Origin of the sequence: Mariniplasma anaerobium (assembly GCF_016865445.1) — a bacterium.
In the GTDB taxonomy this organism is placed as follows: domain Bacteria; phylum Bacillota_I; class Bacilli_A; order Acholeplasmatales; family Acholeplasmataceae; genus Mariniplasma; species Mariniplasma anaerobium.
In genome coordinates this window covers 117,087-141,211 of record NZ_AP024412.1, presented here as the reverse complement: position 1 = coordinate 141,211, position 24,125 = coordinate 117,087, and the positions used below count along the sequence as shown (strand labels likewise).

19 protein-coding genes and 1 pseudogene are annotated in these 24,125 nt (G+C 28.6%); 3 read left to right on the top strand and 17 right to left on the bottom strand.

Going from position 1 to position 24,125, the window contains the following annotated elements:
• Nucleotides 1-53: 53 nt before the first annotated feature.
• A complete protein-coding gene (locus MPAN_RS00665; RefSeq protein ID WP_176239111.1) occupies nt 54-2,324 on the bottom strand; it encodes an HD domain-containing phosphohydrolase in 2,271 nt (756 codons plus the stop codon).
• A gap of 67 nt (nt 2,325-2,391) precedes the next feature.
• The gene (locus tag MPAN_RS00660) at nt 2,392-2,655 is read right to left on the bottom strand and encodes a hypothetical protein (protein WP_176239110.1); all 264 of its coding nucleotides are present in this window, start codon (nt 2,653-2,655) and stop codon (nt 2,392-2,394) included.
• Nucleotides 2,656-2,788: 133 nt separating this feature from the next.
• Between MPAN_RS00660 and MPAN_RS00655 the strand changes: the two genes are divergently transcribed.
• Nucleotides 2,789-3,286: a ferritin gene (locus tag MPAN_RS00655; protein WP_231756783.1), complete on the top strand. Its 498-nt coding sequence runs from the start codon at nt 2,789-2,791 to the stop codon at nt 3,284-3,286.
• Nucleotides 3,287-3,372: 86 nt separating this feature from the next.
• On the opposite strand, the gene MPAN_RS00650 is transcribed toward MPAN_RS00655, so the two are convergent.
• From MPAN_RS00650 to MPAN_RS00640, 3 genes are read right to left on the bottom strand one after another with little or no spacing between them, the layout of a single operon-like run.
• A complete protein-coding gene (locus MPAN_RS00650; RefSeq protein WP_176239109.1) occupies nt 3,373-4,116 on the bottom strand; it encodes a SagB/ThcOx family dehydrogenase in 744 nt (247 codons plus the stop codon).
• Nucleotides 4,117-4,137: 21 nt separating this feature from the next.
• A complete protein-coding gene (locus tag MPAN_RS00645) occupies nt 4,138-4,626 on the bottom strand; it encodes a flavin reductase family protein (RefSeq protein WP_176239108.1) in 489 nt (162 codons plus the stop codon).
• Nucleotides 4,627-4,656: 30 nt separating this feature from the next.
• Nucleotides 4,657-5,202 carry a class I SAM-dependent methyltransferase gene (locus MPAN_RS00640; protein WP_176239107.1) on the bottom strand — a complete coding sequence of 182 codons (546 nt, stop codon included), beginning with the start codon at nt 5,200-5,202 and terminating at the stop codon, nt 4,657-4,659.
• A 354-nt stretch (nt 5,203-5,556) separates the two neighbouring features.
• On the opposite strand from MPAN_RS00640, the gene MPAN_RS00635 reads away from it, so the two are divergent.
• Nucleotides 5,557-6,387, top strand: coding sequence for a nitroreductase family protein (locus tag MPAN_RS00635; RefSeq protein WP_176239106.1), 831 nt, complete (start codon nt 5,557-5,559; stop codon nt 6,385-6,387).
• A gap of 121 nt (nt 6,388-6,508) precedes the next feature.
• Here MPAN_RS00635 and MPAN_RS00630 read toward each other — a convergent pair whose 3' ends face one another.
• Nucleotides 6,509-8,446, bottom strand: coding sequence for an InlB B-repeat-containing protein (locus MPAN_RS00630; RefSeq protein ID WP_176239105.1), 1,938 nt, complete (start codon nt 8,444-8,446; stop codon nt 6,509-6,511).
• 219 nt (nt 8,447-8,665) lie between these two features.
• On the opposite strand from MPAN_RS00630, the gene MPAN_RS00625 reads away from it, so the two are divergent.
• Nucleotides 8,666-9,259 (top strand): nitroreductase family protein, encoded by a 594-nt coding sequence (locus MPAN_RS00625; RefSeq protein ID WP_176239104.1) that lies wholly within the window; start codon nt 8,666-8,668, stop codon nt 9,257-9,259.
• Between the two features lie 76 nt (nt 9,260-9,335).
• Here the strand turns inward: MPAN_RS00625 and MPAN_RS00620 are convergent, their stop codons facing one another.
• The 11 genes and pseudogenes from MPAN_RS00620 to MPAN_RS00570 all read right to left on the bottom strand — a co-directional run bounded on the left by MPAN_RS00620 (nt 9,336) and on the right by MPAN_RS00570 (nt 23,767).
• Nucleotides 9,336-10,262: a hypothetical protein gene (locus tag MPAN_RS00620; RefSeq protein ID WP_176239103.1), complete on the bottom strand. Its 927-nt coding sequence runs from the start codon at nt 10,260-10,262 to the stop codon at nt 9,336-9,338.
• A 154-nt stretch (nt 10,263-10,416) separates the two neighbouring features.
• Nucleotides 10,417-11,769 carry a uracil-xanthine permease family protein gene (locus MPAN_RS00615; protein WP_176239102.1) on the bottom strand — a complete coding sequence of 451 codons (1,353 nt, stop codon included), beginning with the start codon at nt 11,767-11,769 and terminating at the stop codon, nt 10,417-10,419.
• Nucleotides 11,770-11,937: 168 nt separating this feature from the next.
• A complete protein-coding gene (locus MPAN_RS00610) occupies nt 11,938-12,510 on the bottom strand; it encodes a carboxymuconolactone decarboxylase family protein (RefSeq protein WP_176239101.1) in 573 nt (190 codons plus the stop codon).
• Nucleotides 12,511-12,825: 315 nt separating this feature from the next.
• Nucleotides 12,826-13,572 carry an SDR family oxidoreductase gene (locus MPAN_RS00605; protein ID WP_176239100.1) on the bottom strand — a complete coding sequence of 249 codons (747 nt, stop codon included), beginning with the start codon at nt 13,570-13,572 and terminating at the stop codon, nt 12,826-12,828.
• 143 nt (nt 13,573-13,715) lie between these two features.
• Entirely contained in the window at nt 13,716-14,525 is an 810-nt protein-coding gene (locus tag MPAN_RS00600) for an aldo/keto reductase family protein (protein ID WP_176239099.1), read from the bottom strand.
• A 189-nt stretch (nt 14,526-14,714) separates the two neighbouring features.
• Nucleotides 14,715-16,200 (bottom strand): annotated as a pseudogene (locus MPAN_RS09065) (DEAD/DEAH box helicase).
• 234 nt (nt 16,201-16,434) lie between these two features.
• Nucleotides 16,435-17,658 (bottom strand): MFS transporter, encoded by a 1,224-nt coding sequence (locus tag MPAN_RS00590; protein WP_176239098.1) that lies wholly within the window; start codon nt 17,656-17,658, stop codon nt 16,435-16,437.
• 356 nt (nt 17,659-18,014) lie between these two features.
• Nucleotides 18,015-18,620 (bottom strand): hypothetical protein, encoded by a 606-nt coding sequence (locus MPAN_RS00585; RefSeq protein WP_176239097.1) that lies wholly within the window; start codon nt 18,618-18,620, stop codon nt 18,015-18,017.
• 613 nt (nt 18,621-19,233) lie between these two features.
• Nucleotides 19,234-19,860 carry a helix-turn-helix domain-containing protein gene (locus MPAN_RS00580; protein ID WP_176239096.1) on the bottom strand — a complete coding sequence of 209 codons (627 nt, stop codon included), beginning with the start codon at nt 19,858-19,860 and terminating at the stop codon, nt 19,234-19,236.
• A gap of 330 nt (nt 19,861-20,190) precedes the next feature.
• Nucleotides 20,191-21,963, bottom strand: a complete 1,773-nt coding sequence (locus MPAN_RS00575; RefSeq protein WP_176239095.1) for an ABC transporter ATP-binding protein — start codon at nt 21,961-21,963, stop codon at nt 20,191-20,193.
• Nucleotides 21,950-23,767, bottom strand: a complete 1,818-nt coding sequence (locus MPAN_RS00570; RefSeq protein WP_176239094.1) for an ABC transporter ATP-binding protein — start codon at nt 23,765-23,767, stop codon at nt 21,950-21,952. The genes MPAN_RS00575 and MPAN_RS00570 overlap by 14 nt, the downstream gene beginning before the upstream one ends.
• Between the last annotated feature and the right edge of the window lie 358 nt (nt 23,768-24,125).

Sequence of the window (24,125 nt, the reverse complement as noted above, 5' to 3'; positions counted from 1 at the left end):
CATATTCAATTATATCACAATATATAAATATATTGATATTAAATAGATCTAATTTACTCTTCCCATTTGGTATTGAGGACTTTTTCTACAAAAACCTTTGCTAATGTAGGATCAAATTGAGAACCTGAACATCGTATAATCTCTTGAGTCGCGGCCTTAACACTCATTTTATCTTTATATGGCCTAACAGATGTCATTGCTTCATAAGCATCAACAATTCCTATGATTCTCGAAAACAATGGAATCTCTTCTTCTTTTATTCCTTTAGGGTATCCTTTTCCATCCCATCTTTCATGGTGATACAGGGCGTGTATGGCTAAATCAGAATACTCATCTGCAGCTCTCAATATTTTATATCCGATTTCAGAATGTGTCTTCATAATCTCATATTCTTCACTTGTTAATTTTCCTGGTTTTGCTAAAATTGAATCTGGTATTGAAATTTTGCCAATATCATGAAACATACCCGCTTGCTCTAATTCAATAATTTCATCATTCCTAAGATCTAGTGCTTGTCCCATTTTTTTACAATATTTACTAACAAGTTTTGAATGCAATCTTTCAACTTCGAATTTCTCAGTTAACATTTCCCAAATCGCTGAAATAGTTCTATGTCTTGAACTGGATCCTTCTGCAATTTTATCTGCATACATGTGATTTTCAGCAATGGTAAGGGCTCCATCAAGACTGGATGCCGCTTTAGTTATTTCATCAAAACCAATAGCTAAAGATAAAACAATATTATTAATTGGATATTTTTTAATTTTTTCTTTTAATTCATGTTTAATATCATTTAATTGATCACTTGTTGTGTTGGGCAATAAAATTAAAAACTCATCCCCTCCTAATCTTGCAATAACATTTTTGTTATCTATAGTTTCTAAAAGGATTTTTCCAATTAATTTTAAAGCAGAATCTCCAACAAGATGCCCAAATGCATCATTTAATAATTTCAGACCATTTACATCTATCATCATAATTCCAAATGGATATTGTTTTAACAAATTTAACTTTTTAAATGCTTCTAAAAAATATGGTCTATTATATAAACCTGTTAATGAATCATGATAACTTAAAAATTCGATTTCTTTTTGTTTTTTATATTGCTCTGTAATATCTTCTCCAGAACTCAAAATGCCTTCAACGTTTCCCTCTACATCATATAAAATTGAGTTATGCCATGAAATAAATCGTTCTTCACCATTGGCTGTTATTATTTTATTCTGATATTTTTCTATTATCTTTTCATCCTTGGCAAATACAGTATTAAAAAAAGATTTAATTTCTTGTCTTGCTTCTTTTGGTACATAATGATCAATCCAATTTTTCCCAATTATTGTATTTTCATCTACACCAATAATACTACACCCCTTTTTATTCATTAATTTAACTATTCCATTTGCGTCAAGTATTATTATCATGACAGCAGCTATATTCAAATAATTTTGTGCAAAATCTTTCTCGTGTTTTAGTATAGCTATAGTTTGACTTAATTCAAGAGTTTTTTCCGAAACTAAACCTTCTAATCTATTGTTTGAAATTGTACCTAAAATCAAAATTGTTGAAATCATAATTGACAAAGCAATCCCCAAAATTAAAATTAAAGTAGAATTGCGTGTACTTTGAGATATTAGTTCTTTTGTTGGTGTTAAAATAATAGTAAAAATATCATTTTTGATAGATATGTCACTTTCTGTTGAAATATCTAATTTAGATTCTTCCCAATTATCCGATGATACTAAAATTAAATCTTCACTAAACACTTGCACCATATAGTTATCTTCAAAATCCGCAAGAACGGATAAAATTAACTCAGATGCATCTACATCAGCAAAAATAAATCCAACAATAGCATTTCCATTATAAATTGGAATAATTAAATTTGTATAATTTGGATTATTTTGTTGACTATCAATAGTTTCGTTAATAATATATTTACTATCTTCTGACGGTGTAACTCTGAGAATAATTAAATCTTTATCAACCCAAACAATATGTTTAATACCTGTTAACGTTTCAATATAAAACTCTGTATTTGTGTCCCATGCTTCAAGTTCTGAAATAGTTGATGGAGAGCCATTTGATGCAAGCTCACTTAAACTAAAATCTATATATCTAATTCTTTCTTCGACCTTGTTAATGTAAATTTTAGAGTTTGATTCAACGTTTTTTTCTAGTTTTTCTAAATTATCCAATCTAGTTGCAGCCCATATAAAAACAATAATAATTATTAATATAGAACCTATAACAAACCCTATATATTTAGAAATAAAAATAGGTTTAATAATGTTGAAGATTTTTGATTTTATTTTAGCTAACTTCATATTATCCATCCCTTAATTTTCTTGTAGATAAAAAGTTCTATTAATATTGTGTGTGTTTTAATACATGCTATTTATTTTGTTCAATCCAAGCATTATTCCATATTCTCTCAATAATTGTATAACCTAAATCATTCAGATCAGATATATATTCATCCCAATCTTCTTCAATGTCTAATTCTCCAGTAATAAACTTTTCACTTGCATCATTTACATAAGCTAATAAATCTTCACTTGTGGTACTCACGATTTCGATTGATGTATCATTTAGTATTAATTTAGGACTATTATTTAAGGTTTCATTTGATCTTTCAGAATTTTCAAGAAATGTCACTATATGATCCGGCTTTTTATTATATTAGATTGTTGATACGTACAAATAGATGACTTAAAACCTCTATGAAGTTGTATTGATTGCTTAATCATAACAACAACTGTATACTGTGAATAAAAGAGGAGTTGTTATAATGAATAAAAAATTAGTAGATGCAATAAATACTCAGATAAACTATGAAATTGAGTCAGCACAAGTGTATTTAGCAATACAATCATATATTGCTACACTCGGATTGGATGGATTTGAAAATTGGTTTGGTATTCAGTTTGAAGAAGAGTTGGCACACGCTCGAAAATTCATTAAATATATGAATGATCGCGGAGCTCGTGTAGACATTCGTGGATATGAAGACCCGCGCAATGAATTTTCTTCTCTCTTAGAAACACTTGAAGTATCTTTAGCTCATGAAAAAGGTGTTACTAGTCGAATTAATAATATCATGACTATTGCACATGAACTAAAAGACTACTCATGTGTTAGTTTCTTACAATGGTATGTTGATGAACAAGTTGAAGAGGAAGATAATTTCAACAATCTTATAGAAAAAGTTAAATTAGTTAAAGATGCAGGATTATATATTTTAGATAAAGAACTTCTAACACGTGTATTTGTTCCAATCGTTTATTAAATATTAATGTTTTTTCGTAATCATATAAAAACCACTTGTATTTATTTACAAGTGGTTTTTTTCTATCATTTTATTTTTATTATTGTTTATCTTTTACCTAGAGTTAATGCGTAAGTAACAAACTCCTCATCACCAATACCAAGTAATTGATCACAGTATTCTTGAACATATGCACAAAGTGCAACTGCACCACAATCTATAACTTCAGCAGCTAGTGATAAAGTTTGTCCAGCATGTCCTGCTTCAATTGCAATCATTTTGTGTGACATATGTGCATATTTATATTCTGTTCTATAAGGTGTAGCTGTGAAAAAGAACACAACTGCAGCACCTCTTAATTGCCCATTTAACGCTTCATTAACTCTATCTTCTAAGTCATGACTTTCATCTATCAATGATAATTGATGTTTGTCTTGAATATAATGGTATAACCCTTTATTAAGCCCTTTTACATGATTTAAATAAATATAGGTTTCCATTGAGTTTGTTGCTCCAGCAGTGGGTATAGTTCTAAAAGTAACACCAGGTTTAAATCCATCAACTCTTGAAGTTTCCCATAATAGATAGGTAACCTCTTCAAGGGTAAGTTTTTGATCTTGATATCTTCTTAAAGATCTTCTGCTTTTAACAACTTCTGTAAAACTCTTTTGTATGATATTAGGAAATTCTTTAGTTAAGTCTATAATTTTAGAACCTTCAATTGCTTGCTTAAACATGATAGGTCTTTCTTTACTCAGTTGTCTATCTGTTTTAATATCATTTAATTCTCGCCAATCTTCTTTAATTGCTTTTCTGTTATTTTTTATTTCTTTTTTTACATAATCACTCATAGTTTTACCCCTATCTTTGTTTTATAATAAATTAAGTTTATTTATATCTACCATGCCTTTATCATTTAACGATCCTTTAATAGCATGTACATACATAACTTCTCCAACAAACATTTCATGGCTTCCAGTCTTAATTGAATCAACAACCTTACACTCAATAGCTACAGGACATCCCTCAATAATACCTGCATTTACTTTTAAAGCATCTTTTATTTTAATATGGTGTTCTTTTAATTTATCAGAATCGGTACCTGATAAACTACCACACACTCTATATAGTTCTGTCTGAGATTTATCTAATAAATGGACGACAAAGCTTCCGTTTTCTTTAATCATATGATAAGAAAATCTTGATGGTACAATTCCTACCATAATCATAGGTGGATCATAACTGCAATTACATGCATACGCAACAACTAATGCATTATCTCTTCCTTTGTTATCTCTTACAGAGACAACGACATTTGGTTTTTGAACTAATCCATTTTTCTTATTTGCTTCTACATACATATTAAACCCTCCTGTTTTTTTGAAATATAATTATATTTTCTTAATAACGTACATATGATATTCACAGTTAGCTTCTGGATATACTGCGTAATCATCAAACAACACTTCGAATTCAGAATCGAAGTTTCCAACAATAGATTTTAAGTGTTTTTCATTTTTATTTGATTTCATAAGTAAATTGCATAATATACTTCCCTTTTGCATTTGCTCTAGGATACTTTTAAGAAACTCAGTTTCTTTTTTCTTATCTTTACTGTAAAAATGAAACATTGAATCTAATAGTATAACATCATATTCACTTATTCTATTGAATTTATAAATGTCATCAACAAATCCTGTTAATTTTAGATTGAGATCTTTAGCTTTCAAATTCAATTGCTCGATGCCAACTTTAGAAATATCAATACCTGTTACGCTATATCCTAATTTTGCAATCTCAATACTATCTCTACCTTGTCCACAACCTAAATCTAAAACTGAACCTTTAGGCTCATATTGACTAAAAAATTTAATTAATTCTTTATAAGGTTTGCCAAAGTAGTTTTCTTCTAAATAATATGTATCATATGTAGCCATTTTATGATTTATGATTTAAAGTGATTCCATCGAATCTTAATCACCTTAAGTCATTCCTCCTTTTCTTTAATTATAACACGAATAATATGTCTTAATTAATAGCTTAGAATCTTAAGATGCTAATAATCTTTTGTCTTACTAAAATATGTATTTGTACTATTACTTTAGAGTAATATCTGTTTTATTTTTTTTAACACTTATAAAAAAGTAAAACTTAATGCTAGTATTTTTCTAAAAAAATTTAATTTATACAAGGTCCGCTTTACAAATATTCTTAATAAAAGTAAAATTAGATATGTATCCTATTCAAAAACCAAACACATTCAAACAAAATGAAAAAGGAGTTGCTATAAAATGATAGATTCAATTTTAAAACGTAAATCAATAAGAACTTTTGATAAACAACTATTATCTGAAAAAGATCGTAATTTAGTCAAAGAAATAACAGCTAGAATGAAAAACGATGTAGGTCCATTTGGAAATTCAGTAAAATGGTTTGTTTTTGATGTAGAGCAATATGAAAAAGAAAAAGCAGTCAAACTTGGGACTTACGGAACAGTAAAAAATGGACAATTCTTCTTTGGTGGAATTATTAAAAATACATTTGAAGCAATGATGGATTATGGTTATTTATTTGAAAAAATCATTCTTGAATTAACTCATCATAACCTAGGGACCTTATGGATTGGTGGCATGTTTAATCGAAACGCACTAGATGAGATGATTTTGCCTGGTGAAATAGTACCCGCAATTTCACCCGTGGGTTATACATCTGAATATCGCTCGCTTAGAGATCGTTTAACTAGAACAGCCATCAAAGGCAACCAAAGAAAAGCTTTTTCCACACTTTTCTTTGATAATGATCTTGATCATCCATTGGACGAATCTAAAAATCTTCTTCCTTTAGCAAAATATTTGAAACTTGTGCAAGTTGCTCCTTCTGCATCAAACAAACAGCCTTGGAGAGTCGTTCTCAACGACAACCAGGCAGATTTCTATCTAGAAAGAACACCTAATTATGCTAAGAGTCTTGGATTTGACATACAAGCAATTGACATGGGAATTGCATTATGCCATTTTTGTATCGGCTTAGATGAGGATTATGTCAGTTATGAAATTACAAACAATAAAGCAACTTATATAGCTGATTCATTTCAATTTATAGCCGGAGTACTCACTAAATAGATTTATAAAACAAGGCACCTAAAATAGGTGCCTTGTTTTATAGTTAATGAATAAAAATCTAAACTGTTATTAATTCTTTATCATTATATATATCATACTATCTTATAAGTTTTAAAATTACTTATGGTCTTCTAATAAAACTGCCTAAACTAGATAACATCAATTCAAACCATTCAACAGTTCCATCAACTCCAGTTGATGTCTCAAGCAACAATAAAAATTCATCAAGCGTTACCTCTTTACCATTAAATTGATTGTAATATTCTCTTAAAAAAGTTTTAAAGACTTCATCATCACCATCTAGAAACTCATCGACATAGTATCTAAACATTGAGCACCCATGAGAATAAACTACATAAGCATAGCCAGCATTTCCTTCATATTCATCTACTTTTTTGAGTAGTGATATGCCATAATAGCGATTGTAAAAATTGATCATTTCTGGAGCTCTACTATTTTTACTCTCTAAATATTCAATGGAACTATTAACTCCATAAATTTCATAGAAATAAGCATAATTAATATATGTTGTTAGTGCTTCATCTAAAAATGCAAAGTTTGATTGATCATTTCCAATCATAGAATAAAACCATTGGTGAATAACTTCGTGGACAACTGTAGTTTCATTAATTTCATAACTACAATAAACAACGCCACTACTTTCCATTCCATACACATAACCATATTCTAAATTTAAATAATCATAGTAATACTCTCCAACATAATCTTCATATACTGCAATAGCGTCTGATAAATATTCAAAGCTATATACTTTATCTGGATTTGACAGAGGAAGAATTGAATAAATTGAATAATTAATGCCTTCGATTTCTTTCTGGTATAGATTATAATTGATAGATGTAGAAAAACTAAAATCGCGACCATTTTCTAAATACATATTAAATGTGTCATAATCTAATCCATCAATAGTTTCGATAATAGCTCCACTTGCTGCTACTAAATAATCTTTAGGTACTCTCAAACTAACATAATAATCACCAATTTTATTGTAATAAGATTCACCAAGAAATGAATAATTATCTATTTGCCAACCTGTATCTTCATCAAACATCGCAACAAAAGGATAGAAAAACAATGAATAATAGATGGAATCGATACTTGCAATTCTTCCATGATCCCAATATGTGAAATAATACTCAAAATCAATAATGAATGTTTCGCCTTCATAAAGAGTTTCCTCTAAATCAAGATAAATTGTCGTATCATCTCCACCGCTATATTTAACACTATATTCTATATCATTAACTTTTAAAAAACTAAAATTTACATTATATTCATTTATCGAATTGTTATCCGCGTTTGGATATATTTTTAAATATAGTTCATCAAAATCCATTTCATCATTCACATATACAATTTGTCCTGATACAAATAATCTATCATTTTCATCATCAACTACTAAATCAAAATAATATGTGTTTTCAGTAAAAACTTTATTTTCTTCTATATTTAAAAACACATTATCATTTTCGAAATAATCATGTACTACAACTGGTTCATCAGGTTCATCAATGATTTCTCCATCATATATCCATTTTGCACATAACTCTCTATCCATATTAAATACAAATGTAGAATAAACTTCAACTAAGAAGCTATCATTTAAATACCATCCATCAAATATATAATCAATTCTTGTCGGTATCGGTAGCCTGTTTGGATTAATCGTAGATCCTTTTTCGATAATCAATTCTTCTTCTATGTATTCGTCATCAAATAAATTAAATGTGATTGTAATCATATCTGGAACAACTTCCCATTTAGCAAAAAAGACTATATCTGATACAATTGGATAATCGTCATAAACTTCTATTTGAAGTGTTTCATCTAAATACCATGTTATAAATATATACCCATCACGAGTTGTTGTAATATTATCTAAGTCATCAAAAATAGTACCTTCTTTGACTTGTAATTCTTCAATTAAGCTTCCTTGACTAGTTTCAAAATTAACTGTATACATGATCTCTTCTTTGCCACATGAAGTTATCATGCTAGATATAATTAAAATCATAACTAATGTACAAAGATTTTTCATTTGTGATCCTCCAGTTAATTTTAAAGATATTATACCATAAATATATTTATTCTTTTTTATCCTTTTAAGCTTTAATTATTGGTAATATTTAGATTTTGATACCCATATTTTAATCATTTAAGTCTCTTTTGTTTTTGTGCTATAATAAAGCTATTAAACAAGGTTAAAAATCCACAAGTATAAAATCTTTATTACACTTTTTTGAATAGGAGTAACATCATGTCATTAATCGATAAATTAAAACAAAGACGTTCATATCGCGAATTCGAACCCGAATCTTTTGATATTCAGCTTCTCATTGATGCAATAGATGCTGCAAAATATGCTCCAAATGGCGCAAACAAGCAACCGTGGACATTTTGCATCATAAAAGATCCCGATATCAAAAAAGAAATCCGTATACAATCTGAAAGAATAGAAACTGAATTCTATAAGAAAATAACTGACCAATGGATGTCTGACCTGAAAGCTCTTAAGGTAAACACAGATAAATCATTTCTTGATTCAGCACCCTATTTAATTGTTATCTTTAAGCATATTTTCCAATATGATCAAAATAATCAACAAACTAAAGTTTATTATCCAGATATATCAGTAGGAATTGCTACTGGCATGTTGATATCGATCTTAACAGATCTAGGATTGGATATTCTAACTTATACACCTTCTCCAAATTCATTTCTAAGTAGTATACTCCAAAGGCCAAAAAACGAAAGACCTTATCTTATACTTGTGGTTGGTAAAGGCTCAAAATCTTATAAACTCCCAAAAATTACTAAAAAACCTACCGAAGATATATTAAAAATATACTAAATATCAACTAGTTATCATAAAATTTATCAAGCTATAAAAAAACACCAAATAAGTTGGTGTTTTTTTTCGTTTTATCTTATAACCAATTTAAAAGAAAAAATATAGTATAAAACCCAAATACTAGAACAATAATTGCTTTATAGGAAAATATAACTTCTTTACTCAAATCATCATTTTTCCTTGAGATAAAATATACTAGGATCGTCAAAAATACACCTAAAAAATTAAATAGATTTACTCCCAGTACTGGAGTATATGTCTGAGTTTCTAATAAAGTTTCTACAAAACCAAATAGTGGGTTAAATATAAAAAGAATTATAAATAAATCAAAGATCGTATATATTACAAATGTAAGCTGAAATGATTTTTTTACACTGATATAATGCCCGCTTATATGAGCAAATGCATAAACAATTAAAACTGCGAGCAAATAGCCAATACATGCTCCTATAATCACAAGCACTGTGAATCTAGAATGAAACCATAACTGAAAATCTGATAAATCACTATATATTGCATAAATATAAAGGTATATATTGTATACGATATAAACAATACCTGCATAAACAATACTTCTTATAATACTTGGTTCATGATTTAAATAAAAGTGTTTTAAACGACTCACTCCATATAAGAATAATAATATTACTATTACAAATATTAAAAAAACAATAATAAGGCCTAATATCCCCTTAAATTCATTAAACAATACACCAAAGAATCCATATATTGCAAGCTGGTTTTTTGTAAAACCACTTTGAAATATAACAAAGGTATGTAACAAAAAATCACTTGCTAAAATCATTCCTCCATACCATAAAGATTTTTTTATGATATGACTTGGTGCTCTCGTTTTCTCTACGAACATTAAAAAAATTGGTAAAAACCCAAAATAAATTAAATAAACTAATTCTTGGCTAACCTGTGATGTCTTTAAAAAACTTTGTAACACAAAAAATAAAACGTAATACATTCCTATTAATAAATAGCTGAAAAATTTCATCTGCTTCCCCTCATATAATATCTAGTTTAAATTTAGGTTTATTCTTAACTAAATATTATTATTTACTAATCTGTCCCTTTATATAATTCTTAAACACATATTTTTTAATATTATTTTTTTACAGTCTTTAATAGTGAATATAGTTTCTTCTTGATTATACAGAAGTTTCAGGATCTTTTTCCTCATCAGGAAGCAATGTTTGCATAAGCACACCTATAATTAAAGGCAACATCAATCCACTTAATTGGAATGATATATCACCAGTTCTAAAAACATCAATACCTATAAATAAATTAGAATATGAAGGAATTAAAGTAACTGCAGTTCCTAGTAAAATCATACTAGATACAATAAGCAAGTTTTTTTGATTACTAAAATCAATGTTTGAATTAAGTAACACCTTTAACCCATTTAAGAATATGAAACAGTATAACAATAAACTTAGCCCACCAAATACCGCAGTTGGTATGTAAGCAAGTAGTGTTAGTATAGGTGTAAATGAAATGATTATAGCTAGAACTGCAGCTCCACCTACTACATATTTACTCGATACTCTTGAAATAGCAACAGATGCTGTACTCTCACCATAGGTTGTTACTGGTGAAGAGCATAAAAGTCCTGCTGTTAGTGTTGCAAGTCCTTGCGCTTGTAATGTTTTATTTAGTCCTGGATCTTGTAATAAATCTCTATTAACTGTTGCACTCAAAACTGTATGGTCTCCTATATGCTCTGCCATGGAAACAAATGCAATAATGATAAATGGTACGAGTTGAATAAATGATACATTACTAAAACTAAATTTAGCCCAAGTACTAGCTATAGATTTGAAAGGATTTTCAACTACAAAATTTCCCATATCATTAAGCGTTGGTAATCCTCCACCAACAATTAAGTTAATGATGACTGCGACAACACTTGATATTGCCAAACCAATTATAATGCTATATGTTTTGGTAACTTTATTTCCTTTTAATACAAATAAAGTTGTAATTGTAAATGTTAACGTTGCAATGCCTAAAGTTGATAACTGTTCTAATGATAATGTGTTTCCTGATGTAATAGTCGCATCTAAGCCAAACCATGTAATAGAATAAGCAACTAATGAGATTCCTAATATCATAATAATTGGTCCTACAATAACAGGTGTTAAAATATTTTTTACCCATGCCGTCCCTGTAAATCTTACAATCGTTCCTATAACTATATAAACTAATCCAATAGTTATTACACCCATAATCATTAATGTAGGATTTCCAATTGATAAACCAAACAATAATGGAATGAATGTTCCAGAGTTACCTAAGAAAACTGCAGACTTCTTTGTCCATAAAATATAGATAAGTGTTCCCATCCCAGCAGTCATTAACCCTAATGCTGGATTGATTCCAATTATTATTGGAATCAGTATTGTAGCTCCAAATACCGCTACTAATTGTTGTAATGACAATAATAACCATTCTATATAAGACTTTGGTTTATCATAAATATCATATTTCATATTATTCATTCTTTTTCTCCTCTAAATAATTGCTATTGTGAATATTATACCAAATGAAAAATATTATGGGAAATAAAAATTTGATATGATAACCACTTGTGTCACTGTGTGATAGTTTATTAATATTGCTCATTGTATCAACTATACTATAATTTATAATTTAAAATTATGTTTATCTTAAAATTGTTTCTTTCTAAATACATTAATGATCATCGTAATAGGTAGTAATATGATTGGTGAGATTAGAATGAATACCTCATTATATATCTTACTATTTTTAACTCTCCCATTTTTTGTAAACCGACTTTTAAGGTTGCCGTAATTTATACCATAGGCATTACCAAAAGAGATCAAAGTTGCCGTAGCAAGAATCCCATAAGCCTTCTCTTTTCCATAATGTTCTATTACTTTTTGAAAAGTATCTTTCGAGTAATTCTCTTTCTCAGAAGCATAGTGTTGTCCAAAGACTAATGCTTGGGCTTCTTCAGGTTTAACATTTTTATGATCACCTGACAAGAGACTTTGTAACTCTTCATCACTTATGCCTGAATCAATCGCATGCTTTGTATGAAAATAACTACATGCCTGGCATCCATTGACTTCAGTGACTGACAACATTATATTTGTTTGAAACTCTTTTGTCAGTAGCTTCATAAATTTTCTATATTTAACCATTGAATACGTAGCTTTACTAACTATTTTAATAAATTCTCTTTTTCCATAAATTCTAGATATACTGTTATTTTTCATACTGACTCCTTTTTGTACCATAATTATAACACGTAAATTTGATGATTATTATTTCCCATTTGAAAAAAGTTCTCATCTCAATAAAAAATAGGATTCAGTTATAGTTTTGGTGATGCTATATGCTTTTTTATATGCTTTCCTACAATTACTAAATTATATCTCATTGTGCCGAATTTAGCTGCAACTTATTATGATGTGTTCATGATAAAGTGTCTTACAATCGTATCTTTAATCTTTTATTGCATAAAGAAAGAGACTTAAACGTCTCTTTTCTTTGATTATACTTGTAATATGCTTAATTAAAATAAATAATACTCATTGGTATCTTGTTTTTTTACGAAAAGGAAAAGACATAAATCTCCACATCGTTTTGCTAAATGTAAGGTAATTGATTTTCATTTTCCCCTTTAATATTTTATTTACCAAAAATGGTGTGACTTTATCTACTGGATTACCTAATGCCTTCATAACGAAATTATTTTCAAACCCCTCTGATGATTTTAAGAAATCAGTATATACCATACCTGGAGATAATGTACCTACTTTAATATTCGGATAATCTTTAAGCTCCTTTTTTACACCTTTGGTGAAAAAAGATAGCAGATGTTTACTGGATGCATAGATAACTGTTTTTGGAAAAACCATGTTATTGCTTCCAAGTCCCTCCATATTATAGATTCTTCCATATCCCTGTTTTTTCATAATTCTTAGCGCTTCACTTGTGGCATTGATCATTCCTTTAACATTGACATCAATCACGTTTGATATATCTTCTTCTTCAAGTTCTATAACTGGTTTGTTTTTTTGATTGACTCCTGCATTATTAATCACGATATCTATTGTTTTTAATGTTTTTACTGCAAAATTTAAAGCATTCTCAATTTCTATTCGATGACGAACATCACAAACAACACCATATGTCCCAGTCAATTGATTGTGACCGCTTTTTTCAATGCTGTCTTCACTAGTTCCTGTATAAACAATTTGATGTCCTAATTCTTGAAAATGGCGTACCAATCCATTACCTATACCTTTAGTTCCACCAGTTATAAATATATTCATATGCTCCACCACTCACTTTTTTAATTTAAATTTATTTAATTAATTTAGTTTAAACTTATTCTATCACATTCTGTAATACTTTAGACAAAAGCATTAAAAATACAAAATTAAAGCTCCTAAAAAATTAGGAGCTTAATCACAATTTATATATTTTTAATAGTCTTTATATCTTTTTGTGTTAATTTAAAATCAAAGACATCCATATTTTCAAATTGATGTTGCTTACTATGTGATTTAGGAATCACGACTAACCCTTCATTAATTTGATAATTTAAAATAATTTGACTCCATGATTTATTATATGGTTTAGCTAATTCTATTAATATATCTTTAGTCTTAGCTTCCACTTTAGCAAGCGATTGATATGCCTGGGGAATGATATCATTTGCTTTACAATAATCTATTAATGATTGTTGGTGTTTTCCTGGATATGATTGGAACTGATTGAGTACGGGTTTAATACTAGCGTGCTTTATTAAATACGCTAGTTGATCTTCATTAAAATTGGACACACCAATCGATTTTATAAGCCCTCTATCAACAAATGTTTCTAATATACGCCACACTCTTAAGTTCTCTTCATTTGATTCAAATGGAAAATGTATTAAATAAAGATCAATATAATCTATATCAAGTAAATTAAGTGATTGTTCTATATGATGTTTAACTAATTCATTAGTTTCAATAAATTCTTTGTCTTGAGGAATTTTTGATGTTATAAAAAATTTACTTCTATCAATATTTGATTCTTTAACTGCTTTTCCGATAACTGCTTCATTACGATAATAAATCGCAGTATCTATTAATCTATATCCTAATTCGATTGCAGAGATAAGTTCTTTTGTATCATAGGTGATCTTGCCATTAAAATTATTATTTTCTTTACCAAAAGTATTTGTCCCTGTTCCTAAAACTGGAATAGTTAATCCATTGTTCATTTTCAGGTATTTCATATAAACACATCCTTTTTTTAAGTATATTATACCAGTTAAATAAAATATATCATTAGATGTGATTATTTGTTTTATTTGAGGTTCTCTATTATTTATAGATTGCTTAATGGTGTATTGTTTGTTGATCATTGTATTTCTATCCATCAAAAATAAGTCTTTTTAAAGGTCAATGAAAAGACCCCATCTCAGTTATTTCAAAGTTTTACTTGCTTCATATGCGAGTTCATACTCTGTTTTATTTGCTTTACTCACAACACGCAAGCGACCTTTGATAGGCATTGTTTGAAGGGTTTTGAAAACTAACTCGCCTTTTTTATTTAGTATTTCGACAAATGTTGATATATCCAACAGTGTGATGACCCCAATATCTTTTGCAGTCAATCCAGGAATTGCACAAATTGTACCCACAATATCTGATGCTCTCATTTTAGTCTTTTTTCCTGCATTAATATGAAGCTTCATAATTTCTTCTTTAAATTCAAATCCCTTATCCATCTTAATTACTAAATCATCTGTTTGTCTATCTTGAAAAGTTTCAACTGCTTGGTTGACGACTTCTTTGGTTGGCTTTTCCAGCATAATGATATCTTGATTGGTATAGGTGTTAATTTGATCTAAATAATAAGATTCCCTATTAGAAATAAAGGATATAGCCAGACCTTCTTTTCCAGCTCTAGCACTTCTTCCAATCCGATGCACATAGCTTTCTACATGATAAGGTATATCATAATTCACTATAAGTGAGACTGACTCTATATCTAGGCCCCTTGCTGCAACATCTGTAGCAACTAAATATCTAAACAGACCATGCTTGAAATCATTCATGACTTTTAATCTATCTTTTTGTTCCATATCACCATGTATCTTATTAACTAAGTATTCTTTTTCATCCATCATTTCGCAGACTTCATCTACAGCTTGTTTTTTTATTACAAAAAATAATTGCGCTGTTAGGATTTTGGGTAATTAAAACATCATTTATGAGGTTTAATTTATCTTTTTGTTCTACTTCATAATAATATTGTGTAAGTTTATTTTCTGTTACCTCGTTATCTTCGATGACGATGAGCTCAGGGTTATTCATATATAGATTAGATAATTTTTCTATATCTGTTGGCATCGTTGCTGAAAGAAGTATTGTTAATCTTTTGAGAGGTAAAAAATGAATGATTCTCTCTACTTCATCAATAAACCCCATACGTAATAGTTCATCTGCTTCATCGATGACTAAGGCTGATATATGACTTAAATCAACGGTTTTATTGACGATGTGATCAATTAATCTTCCCGGTGTAGAAACAATGACATGTGTTCTTTGTTTAAGTTGCTTTGCTTGGCTTTCGTATGAAGATTTGCCATAAACAGCTTCAACTTTAATTCTTGAAAATCTTCCAATATTAAACATATCTTCTTTAACTTGAATAGCTAATTCTCTAGTCGGTGTTAAAACTAAAACTTGGGGTTCTCTTTTATCCCATTTGATATGTTGAATAATGGGTATTGAAAAAGCTGCGGTTTTCCCACTTCCGGTCTTTGATTTAATAACTAAGTCCCTATGATTCAATAAAGCAGGTATAACCAGTGATTGAATCGGTGTGGGAACATTATAGTTAAGTACATTAAGTGATTTAATTAAGTTAGGATTTAAGTTAAAGTTTTGAAATGAATTTGACATTGTGTAGCCTCTTTTCGGTGTAATCCATTGAAATTGATTGAACGCTTGTATTAAGTATCTTTTTAAATGCTTTATGAAACCTACATTTAATTCTAATGAATTAGTGTCCTCTTGATTATATCATTAAAAAGACCCCATTAAAATTAAGAAATGGGGTTTCATTATAATTTTGGTGTCGCTATATGTTTATTCATATTTTTATCTGAAACTACTTGCGATATAATCCATTATGATTTATTCTAACCGCTCAATATATTTTCGTTCTGAACGTTCTCGAATCATAAATGCCATACCACCAAGAAGTCTAAATAAACTGGTTATAATTAATGCATATATGATTCCTTTTTTTTCATAAAAGTAATGTCCTACTAAAGGTGATATTGCCAACGTAATATTTGTTAAAACATTATAATACCCAACATAAATAATTCTATTTTTTTCAGGGATCACTTCTAACATGTCGCTAAATAAAACTGTAATCGTCCCTGAAGTAAATATTCCTGATAAAGAAGAGAATATTACAAGAACCAAAAGACTATTAGATATCACGTATAATAATGGGGTGATAGCCATCCCAAATGTGCAAATATACGCAATTTTCTCATTTCCATATCTTTCAATTAATCTAGGCCATATACGAAGTGAAAAGAGCATTACAATTGCGGACCCTACACTAATTATCGATATCCAAAATTCATCTGCTCCTAATGTTTTTATAGTGTAAATGGAAAACAAAGGCCATCCCATCTGCCATCCAAAATGAAATATTGTAGAACTTAAAACAAACTTAGTATAACGCTTGTTTTTAAATACTGTTTTAAAGCTACCTTTAAATTTAATTTGTTCTTTTGTTTCACTAGGTATATAATGTAACTTTTTAAAAACAAAGAAAGCTGACAATCCAAAAACAAATGCCATAACATAAAAGATACGATATATCAAAATATACTCACTGTTATCTCGTGCAAAGTATCGAAATATTAATCCAGAAGCAATAGTGACAGTAGTTGTAAATAGAATTGTGTAAATACTTCTTTTAGATATTACTTTAGCTCTTCTTAAAGGGAATATCTCAGCAGTAATATTTTGATAACTAATATTATAGATTGAGATTGGTACCATCAATAAGGTTAAAATAACGATAAATGAAATCACTTGATAACTACTTGGTAGCATCGGGATAAAAAATAATGAAAGAACAATAATCGCCATAACAAGAACTATATTGGCAGTTGCTTTTTGTTTATCAGCTATCTTGTTGATGATGAAAGCTGCAGGTAAGGAAGTAAAAATCATTATTATTCCTTTTGTAGAATTGATTAATGAAAAATGAAACTCATTTCCACCGATTCTCTCTAAAAACTTCATCGCATATGGATTATAAAAAACATTCATTAATTCAAACAAAATTCCAAACATTATAAAGATTTTCAGATTATATTTAAACTTATCATTCATAAAAATCACCATTGCCCTGATAACTATTATAGTATTTCAATATAATTTTTTAATCTTTATATTAAACACATATACGAATTGATTATATCTCTATAACCTCAAACAAGCAATACGTTATTATCATTAATAATAGCAATTTAATATGCAAATCCTATGGGACTCAAATTAATGGTTGTTTTATGGCATAAACTCTATCTTGAAGTAGAAAAAACAACTTTATCTCCTTCGATCTAAAATATAAATAAGACTGGCTATAATCTTCAAACTCAGTAGAAATTATTTCTTTATCAATGGTGTCTTGATATAAAATACTTCAATCTTAGTAAGTTAAGGGGGTTATTAGGAAAAGAATTAATTCACTCTTCTAGTAAGCGATATTTTGAATAAATGCTTATTGGAAAGAACAATAGAGCAAGAGTATATATTAGATTCTGAAACATGTAACTCCAAAACAAATCCCATCTCATAAATGGTCCATTAAAACCATAAACATTATTATCATAAATATAAAATCCTTTCAATGAACTGAACATGAAGAAAATGAAAGCTAAACCTATCAAACTATATAGGATTTTTTTGGTTGAATCTATTTCTTCAATCCAATACCAAACAATCCCTACAAAAATCACTAAGGAAACGCCATATATCATTATGTAATATGATGTAGTTCCAAAAGTAAGTATATTATCATTTGTAAACCTCACAACAGCAATAACTATAATAATTAATACTCCAAGTGTTATACCTGATGTTAATATTAATAATGGAATTGATGTTTTTACCTCTTCAATCTTCTTTAACCAAAAGATCAGAGTTGGAATAAATAATAAGAGTAAAGGAACATAATATAACATAAATGCTTTCCAATCTCCTACTGATCTAACGGAGTAATGTAATACTATCCCTATAACTAATGCAATTATGACAGTAACAAAATATATTTTTGAATTATTTTTTTTCATAAAAACCTCCTTATGTTACTTTTTTTGTATTTTTGTATGAAAATTCTTAACTTACTAAGAACATTTCAATCTATTTTAATTTATATGGCTTTAATAATCTAGAGGAACTTGAAAAGAGTGTGCAAAAGAAAAAAACCCTTTTCATTTGTGAGTTTCATAACGGTCAATGATGTTGTGTTTTATTGATCCCTTTGATTTCTTATTTATATTATACCACACTTCATTTTAAATACTAGGTCATATAAGGACACAAAAGAAAAAGCCCAAGAGGGCTTTGTTATGGTGTGTAAATCATAAGTTGCAATTACTTATGGTACTGCTCGTGTATGAGTGTTGTTGCAACTTATAATCATATGCATATGATGAAAAAAATACTCACTGTTTATCTCCAATACTAATCCAAAATCATTAACATAGTATTAAAACATTTATTTAACAAAAAACCTATAATAAATTAAGTTATAAGTTTAGATTTTTCATGTTTGAATTTAAAATCCACAAAAATGATTTGGAAATAAATTATTAGGTAGATTGAGAATGAAAAAATAAATAAACTTGAATTAGATTCTATATATCCTTTAGTAGAGCTCAGACGCCACCCTACTCTGAATGCCTACGACATAAATAAAATGAAAATAACCACAAATAAATTACCAAGAAATACGGATATTAAGAAATAATCTTTAACTCTCAAGTTCTTTACCAATTTAATCAAAAATATTATCAAAATTATAAAGATGCCTAGTAAAAACAAAGATAAGAACCATAAATCAAAATCAAAGTGAAGATATGTATTCATTTCATCAGACAATTGCATCAAAGCGATTAAGAGTCCTATCAAGTACCATTTAGAACTATTAAATATTTGCAATAGCGTAAATCCAATTATTGAAAAATAAATGATAAAGTATGCAATATCATCATTAATTAGATTACTTAATATAAGCATAAACAATAATATTAGTCCCGATATAATTTGTCTACTATATTTTATTGAGATCTTTCTTATCTTTGTACTCATTGTATCCTGTTTACTTCTGGCTTCTTCACCATCTATTAATACATCATATTCTACATTTAATATTTCTGCTAATCGTTTTATCGTATCTACGTCAGGAACACTTCTGTTGCTTTCCCATTTGCTAATCGTTTTATCACTCACAAACACTTTTTCTCCAAGTTGTTTTTGAGTTAAATTATTTTGTATTCTACATATCTTAATATTCTCAGAAATCGACATCACTATCACCCTCTCAGTAATAATTATACTACATTGTTAAATCCTGTAAAGAATTTCTTAGTCTACAAATTGTAGAGTACATATTATATAGCTTTGAAGCAATACTTAAGCTCTTCTAGATTAAAAAAAGAATTGAATTTCACTTTTTAAATAAAGATTTCATGTCTAATTGTATCGTATCATATAATACCTTATATGGTTTTTTTATGCTATTTATATCATGTTTTACAATTATTTGTGATACGGCTTGTTGTTACCTAGGAAGTTGCAAGTGATTATATAGTAATTCTTTCCTATCTGAATATGATTTTTGATAACTTTTTTATTAAATTAGGAATCCGCATTTGCTTGATAATACATAGCCTGGGAGTTAAATAATTCGTAATATCTTGAATTCTTTTGTTTCATCAATTCTTCATGAGTATCTATCATTTGTATTTTATTTTCATCCAAAATAATAATTCTGTCACTAAATACGCAAGATGACATACGATGTGATATATATATAGAGGTTCTATTTGCTACTAACTCACTAAAGTGTTCATATATTTCAGCTTCAGCAAGCGGATCTAGAGCACTTGTAGGTTCATCTAAAATAATTAATGATGAATTTTTATAAAACGCTCTTGCAATTGCTAGTTTTTGCAATTCACCACCAGACATCTCAATTCCATTTTCATGGTATTCTTTGGAAAGATACGTGTCAATACCATGTTCTAAACTCGCAATTTTGTTATCTAATCCAGCCTGCTTAATACACCGTAAAACATCTTCACGATTTTTTGATTCCATATCGACATTTTCATGTAATGTTAGAGCAAACATCTTAAAATCTTGAAATACTGCTGCAATTTGATTCAAAAACGATTCATATTGGTAATCATTAATATCAATACCATTCCAATATATTGTTCCAGATGTTGGTTTATATAAACGGCAAATTAATTTTACCAATGTTGTTTTACCAGCTCCATTTAAACCAACAATACTAATCTTTTCACCTTTATTAATTGTAAATGAGATATCCTTTAAAACGATTTTTTCATGATTTGGATAATGAAATGATACCTTATCAAAACGTAATGATTGCATTTCACTGGCAATTTGTCCATCTTTATATAGTTCTTCAGATTCTTCTACATTCATTAGTTCAACTAACGGTTCTAACATGTTAGATGAGGACTGAAAACTAAACATACTTGTGATAAAACTACTTAAAGCTTCTGAAGTTTTAGTTGCTGCCGCTATTAAGAAAACAAATAAACTTACCCCAACGCTTAGAGTTATTGATTGTAATCCAACTAAACTATATATAGCAACAATTTGTATAACACTTATCATCACAAATATACTTTTATAGATTGCATTCTTCAGATAAAAATTTATCATTACTTTATTTGTTTGATTTAAGAAACTACTATATTTATCAAACATTAAATCTGACAAAGGATAAACACTAAAATCTTTAGCACTTGTTACATCTGATACAATCACTTGATAATAATTAAATTTGCGATTGATCGGTCCTAATTTTTTTGATAGTAATACTTGCTGTTTTGATGAGAATCTTGAGTTAATTGTATACAACAACAGTGTTGCAAAAATTATGAGCAATATCAATGGATTAAATGTAATCAATACTGCAAACATTGAAGAAATAACCAGGATATAATATGCTATATCTGCAAAGCTTTTAAAAAGATTATCTAATGCATCAAATTGATTTATTGCATATTTTGAACGTTCTGATAAATCTAAGTAATATGGATCTTCTAAATGTTGATAATCAATGTTCATTAGTTTAAAATTGATTGTTTGATACACTCGTTGCATGATTTCTTGTTTTTTAATTTCAAGCATGCTAACTAGTTTTTTTTCTAAAATATTAATCAGAAACTCAGATCCTAAAACGATCAATATCATTTGAATAGATGTATGATAATCATTACTAACTAAGCCATCAATTATCAATTTAAGACCATAAACACCAATCAATATTTTTGCTGTTCTCATGATTGCCTGTGCAAAAATGAGAAGATAAAAAGTTTTTGATATTTTATTGGTAAATTTGATAATATTATATGCTATTTTAAATTGTTTCATTTTGTAGAGCTCCTTTCTGATAATATTTACCTTGAGTCAGAAACATTGAACGATAGGTACCTTTTTCCTTATTCATTAACGATTCGTGTGTTCCATACTCTAGAATCTCACCATTTTCGAACAAAACAATATTGTCACAAAACCTAGTTGATGCTAATCTATGAGATATGATCAACGCGGTTCTGTTGTTTATCAAAGTTTTAAAATTATCATATATTTCTTTTTCTGCAATAGCATCTAATGAAGCTGTTGGTTCATCAAGAATTATGAGTGAAGTGTCTTCTTTATATAGAGCTCTTGCGATAGATAATTTTTGTTTTTCTCCACCACTAAAGTCTGTGCCACTAGGATTAATTACTTTTAGTAATTCCTGATGTTCTTCTTTTGGAAAAGATTTTGTCTTCTCATAGAGCCCTGCAAGTTTTAATGCCTGCATTGCTTTTTCGTGTTCTATAGGGTCTTTACTTAATCCAACAATGTTCTCTAGAATTGATGCTGCATAAACCAAAACATCTTGAAAAATAACCGCCAACTTATTGCGATAATATTCTAGATCAATTGTCTTTATATCGACACCATTAATTAATATAGTTCCTTCAGTTGGTTCATAGAACCCACAAAGCAATTTAACTAATGTTGTCTTCCCAGAACCATTTATACCAACTAATGCTAAACGATCTCCCGAGTTTATCTTTAAGCTTATATTTTTTAAAGCGAACTTGTCAGAATTCGGGTATTTAAAACTAACATTTACTAACTCAATTGCGAGTGTTTCTAATTCTATCTCGATTCCTTCTCGTTTAGGAAAATAATCATCATTCTCAAGAAACGCCATATATTCACTTGTATAACTTGTATCCTCTTTGATTTTTGCAATTTCAGTAAACATTCTCTGCATTCCTAAAGTAATAGCAAGTGTTGCCCATATTATCGATGATACTTCTCCAATTGAAATTTCACCACTCATATAAGCATTAGCGGTTAGAAAATATGTTAATCCATTTGTTATTGTTATAAAAAACATACCTGGAATGGAAAATCTAAATCCCATAACATTCAGCTTTTTAAATAATGATGTGAATATATTTGATTTTTCTTTATGATTTGCAAAGAACTGTTCTTGAATTTGATTAATCCTTATGTCTTTACCAAAAGAAAAATCATGTCCTGTAAGAAAAAAATAGTTAGCTTTTCTTTCAAGTTCATTGAGTTCGTCACGATGCTCAAATTTATATTTTTTTCCTCTTAAATCAAACTGATACTGCAACAATGATAGTAAGAGAGCGACTATAACAATAATTGGACGAAACAAACCTAATAATATTGTTAGCCCTATCACAGTTAAGATTTGTGGGAACAATCTAAATAAACTTCTTAATGTTCCTTCATAGCCACTATCATTATTTCCAAGTGATGCCCAAAGTGCAGTTGATCTTTTTGCCTGAAACGTCGGGTCCTCCAAATATCGATATGATACATGTCGATATTTTTTAAAAAATATTCTAGCTTGTAAAAACTTGATTGCCGTAGCATTACCACTGAATATATTTTGTGAAATTGTGGATAATAGCATTAATACAAGAATTGAAAATCCATATATAAATATCCATAAAAATAAATCATTAATGTTTTGAACAACAATCGCATCAATAATATATCTTGGGAATAATACAGTAACAACGTTCAATATTCCTGCTGAAAATGCATAGATGATAAAAATGTAGAATATAAAGCTTTTATTTGCTTCTAATATCCCTTTTATTTGAAACTTAAATACTTCCCATATTGAGTATTTTGTTTTCATAATCAGTCTCCTTTAACTACCATAATTGTAGCATTTTATGAAGTTATAAACGAGCAACTCGTAGTTGCTCATTGGTAAATATTTTCAATAGAACTGAAATTTCTAAATAAAAAAGAATCCATTAGGATTCTTCAATATTTAATAAGATAAAAGTTGCTCTTTGTATATATAAAAAGCGAAAGATAAAACACAAAATCTCTTTATTATGCAATTCATACCATCAGTTGAAATTATTTATGTTGCGGTTTATTGTAATATTTTTAGTTGCTATATCTTCAATGTGTTCCTCTATGTAAACAAACTTAGTGTTCAAAATATGATAGTTACTATAAGCCCAATTCCAGCAAAAATTGCTAAC

Coding starts and splice junctions, on each gene's coding strand:
- MPAN_RS00665 (WP_176239111.1), bottom strand. CDS start 2,324: ATGAAGTTAGCTAAAATAAAATCAAAAATCTTCAACATTATTAAACCT.
- MPAN_RS00655 (WP_231756783.1), top strand. CDS start 2,789: ATGAATAAAAAATTAGTAGATGCAATAAATACTCAGATAAACTATGAA.
- MPAN_RS00650 (WP_176239109.1), bottom strand. CDS start 4,116: ATGAGTGATTATGTAAAAAAAGAAATAAAAAATAACAGAAAAGCAATT.
- MPAN_RS00645 (WP_176239108.1), bottom strand. CDS start 4,626: ATGTATGTAGAAGCAAATAAGAAAAATGGATTAGTTCAAAAACCAAAT.
- MPAN_RS00640 (WP_176239107.1), bottom strand. CDS start 5,202: ATGGCTACATATGATACATATTATTTAGAAGAAAACTACTTTGGCAAA.
- MPAN_RS00635 (WP_176239106.1), top strand. CDS start 5,557: ATGATAGATTCAATTTTAAAACGTAAATCAATAAGAACTTTTGATAAA.
- MPAN_RS00630 (WP_176239105.1), bottom strand. CDS start 8,446: ATGAAAAATCTTTGTACATTAGTTATGATTTTAATTATATCTAGCATG.
- MPAN_RS00625 (WP_176239104.1), top strand. CDS start 8,666: ATGTCATTAATCGATAAATTAAAACAAAGACGTTCATATCGCGAATTC.
- MPAN_RS00620 (WP_176239103.1), bottom strand. CDS start 10,262: ATGAAATTTTTCAGCTATTTATTAATAGGAATGTATTACGTTTTATTT.
- MPAN_RS00615 (WP_176239102.1), bottom strand. CDS start 11,769: ATGAATAATATGAAATATGATATTTATGATAAACCAAAGTCTTATATA.
- MPAN_RS00610 (WP_176239101.1), bottom strand. CDS start 12,510: ATGAAAAATAACAGTATATCTAGAATTTATGGAAAAAGAGAATTTATT.
- MPAN_RS00605 (WP_176239100.1), bottom strand. CDS start 13,572: ATGAATATATTTATAACTGGTGGAACTAAAGGTATAGGTAATGGATTG.
- MPAN_RS00600 (WP_176239099.1), bottom strand. CDS start 14,525: ATGAAATACCTGAAAATGAACAATGGATTAACTATTCCAGTTTTAGGA.
- MPAN_RS00590 (WP_176239098.1), bottom strand. CDS start 17,658: ATGAATGATAAGTTTAAATATAATCTGAAAATCTTTATAATGTTTGGA.
- MPAN_RS00585 (WP_176239097.1), bottom strand. CDS start 18,620: ATGAAAAAAAATAATTCAAAAATATATTTTGTTACTGTCATAATTGCA.
- MPAN_RS00580 (WP_176239096.1), bottom strand. CDS start 19,860: ATGTCGATTTCTGAGAATATTAAGATATGTAGAATACAAAATAATTTA.
- MPAN_RS00575 (WP_176239095.1), bottom strand. CDS start 21,963: ATGAAACAATTTAAAATAGCATATAATATTATCAAATTTACCAATAAA.
- MPAN_RS00570 (WP_176239094.1), bottom strand. CDS start 23,767: ATGAAAACAAAATACTCAATATGGGAAGTATTTAAGTTTCAAATAAAA.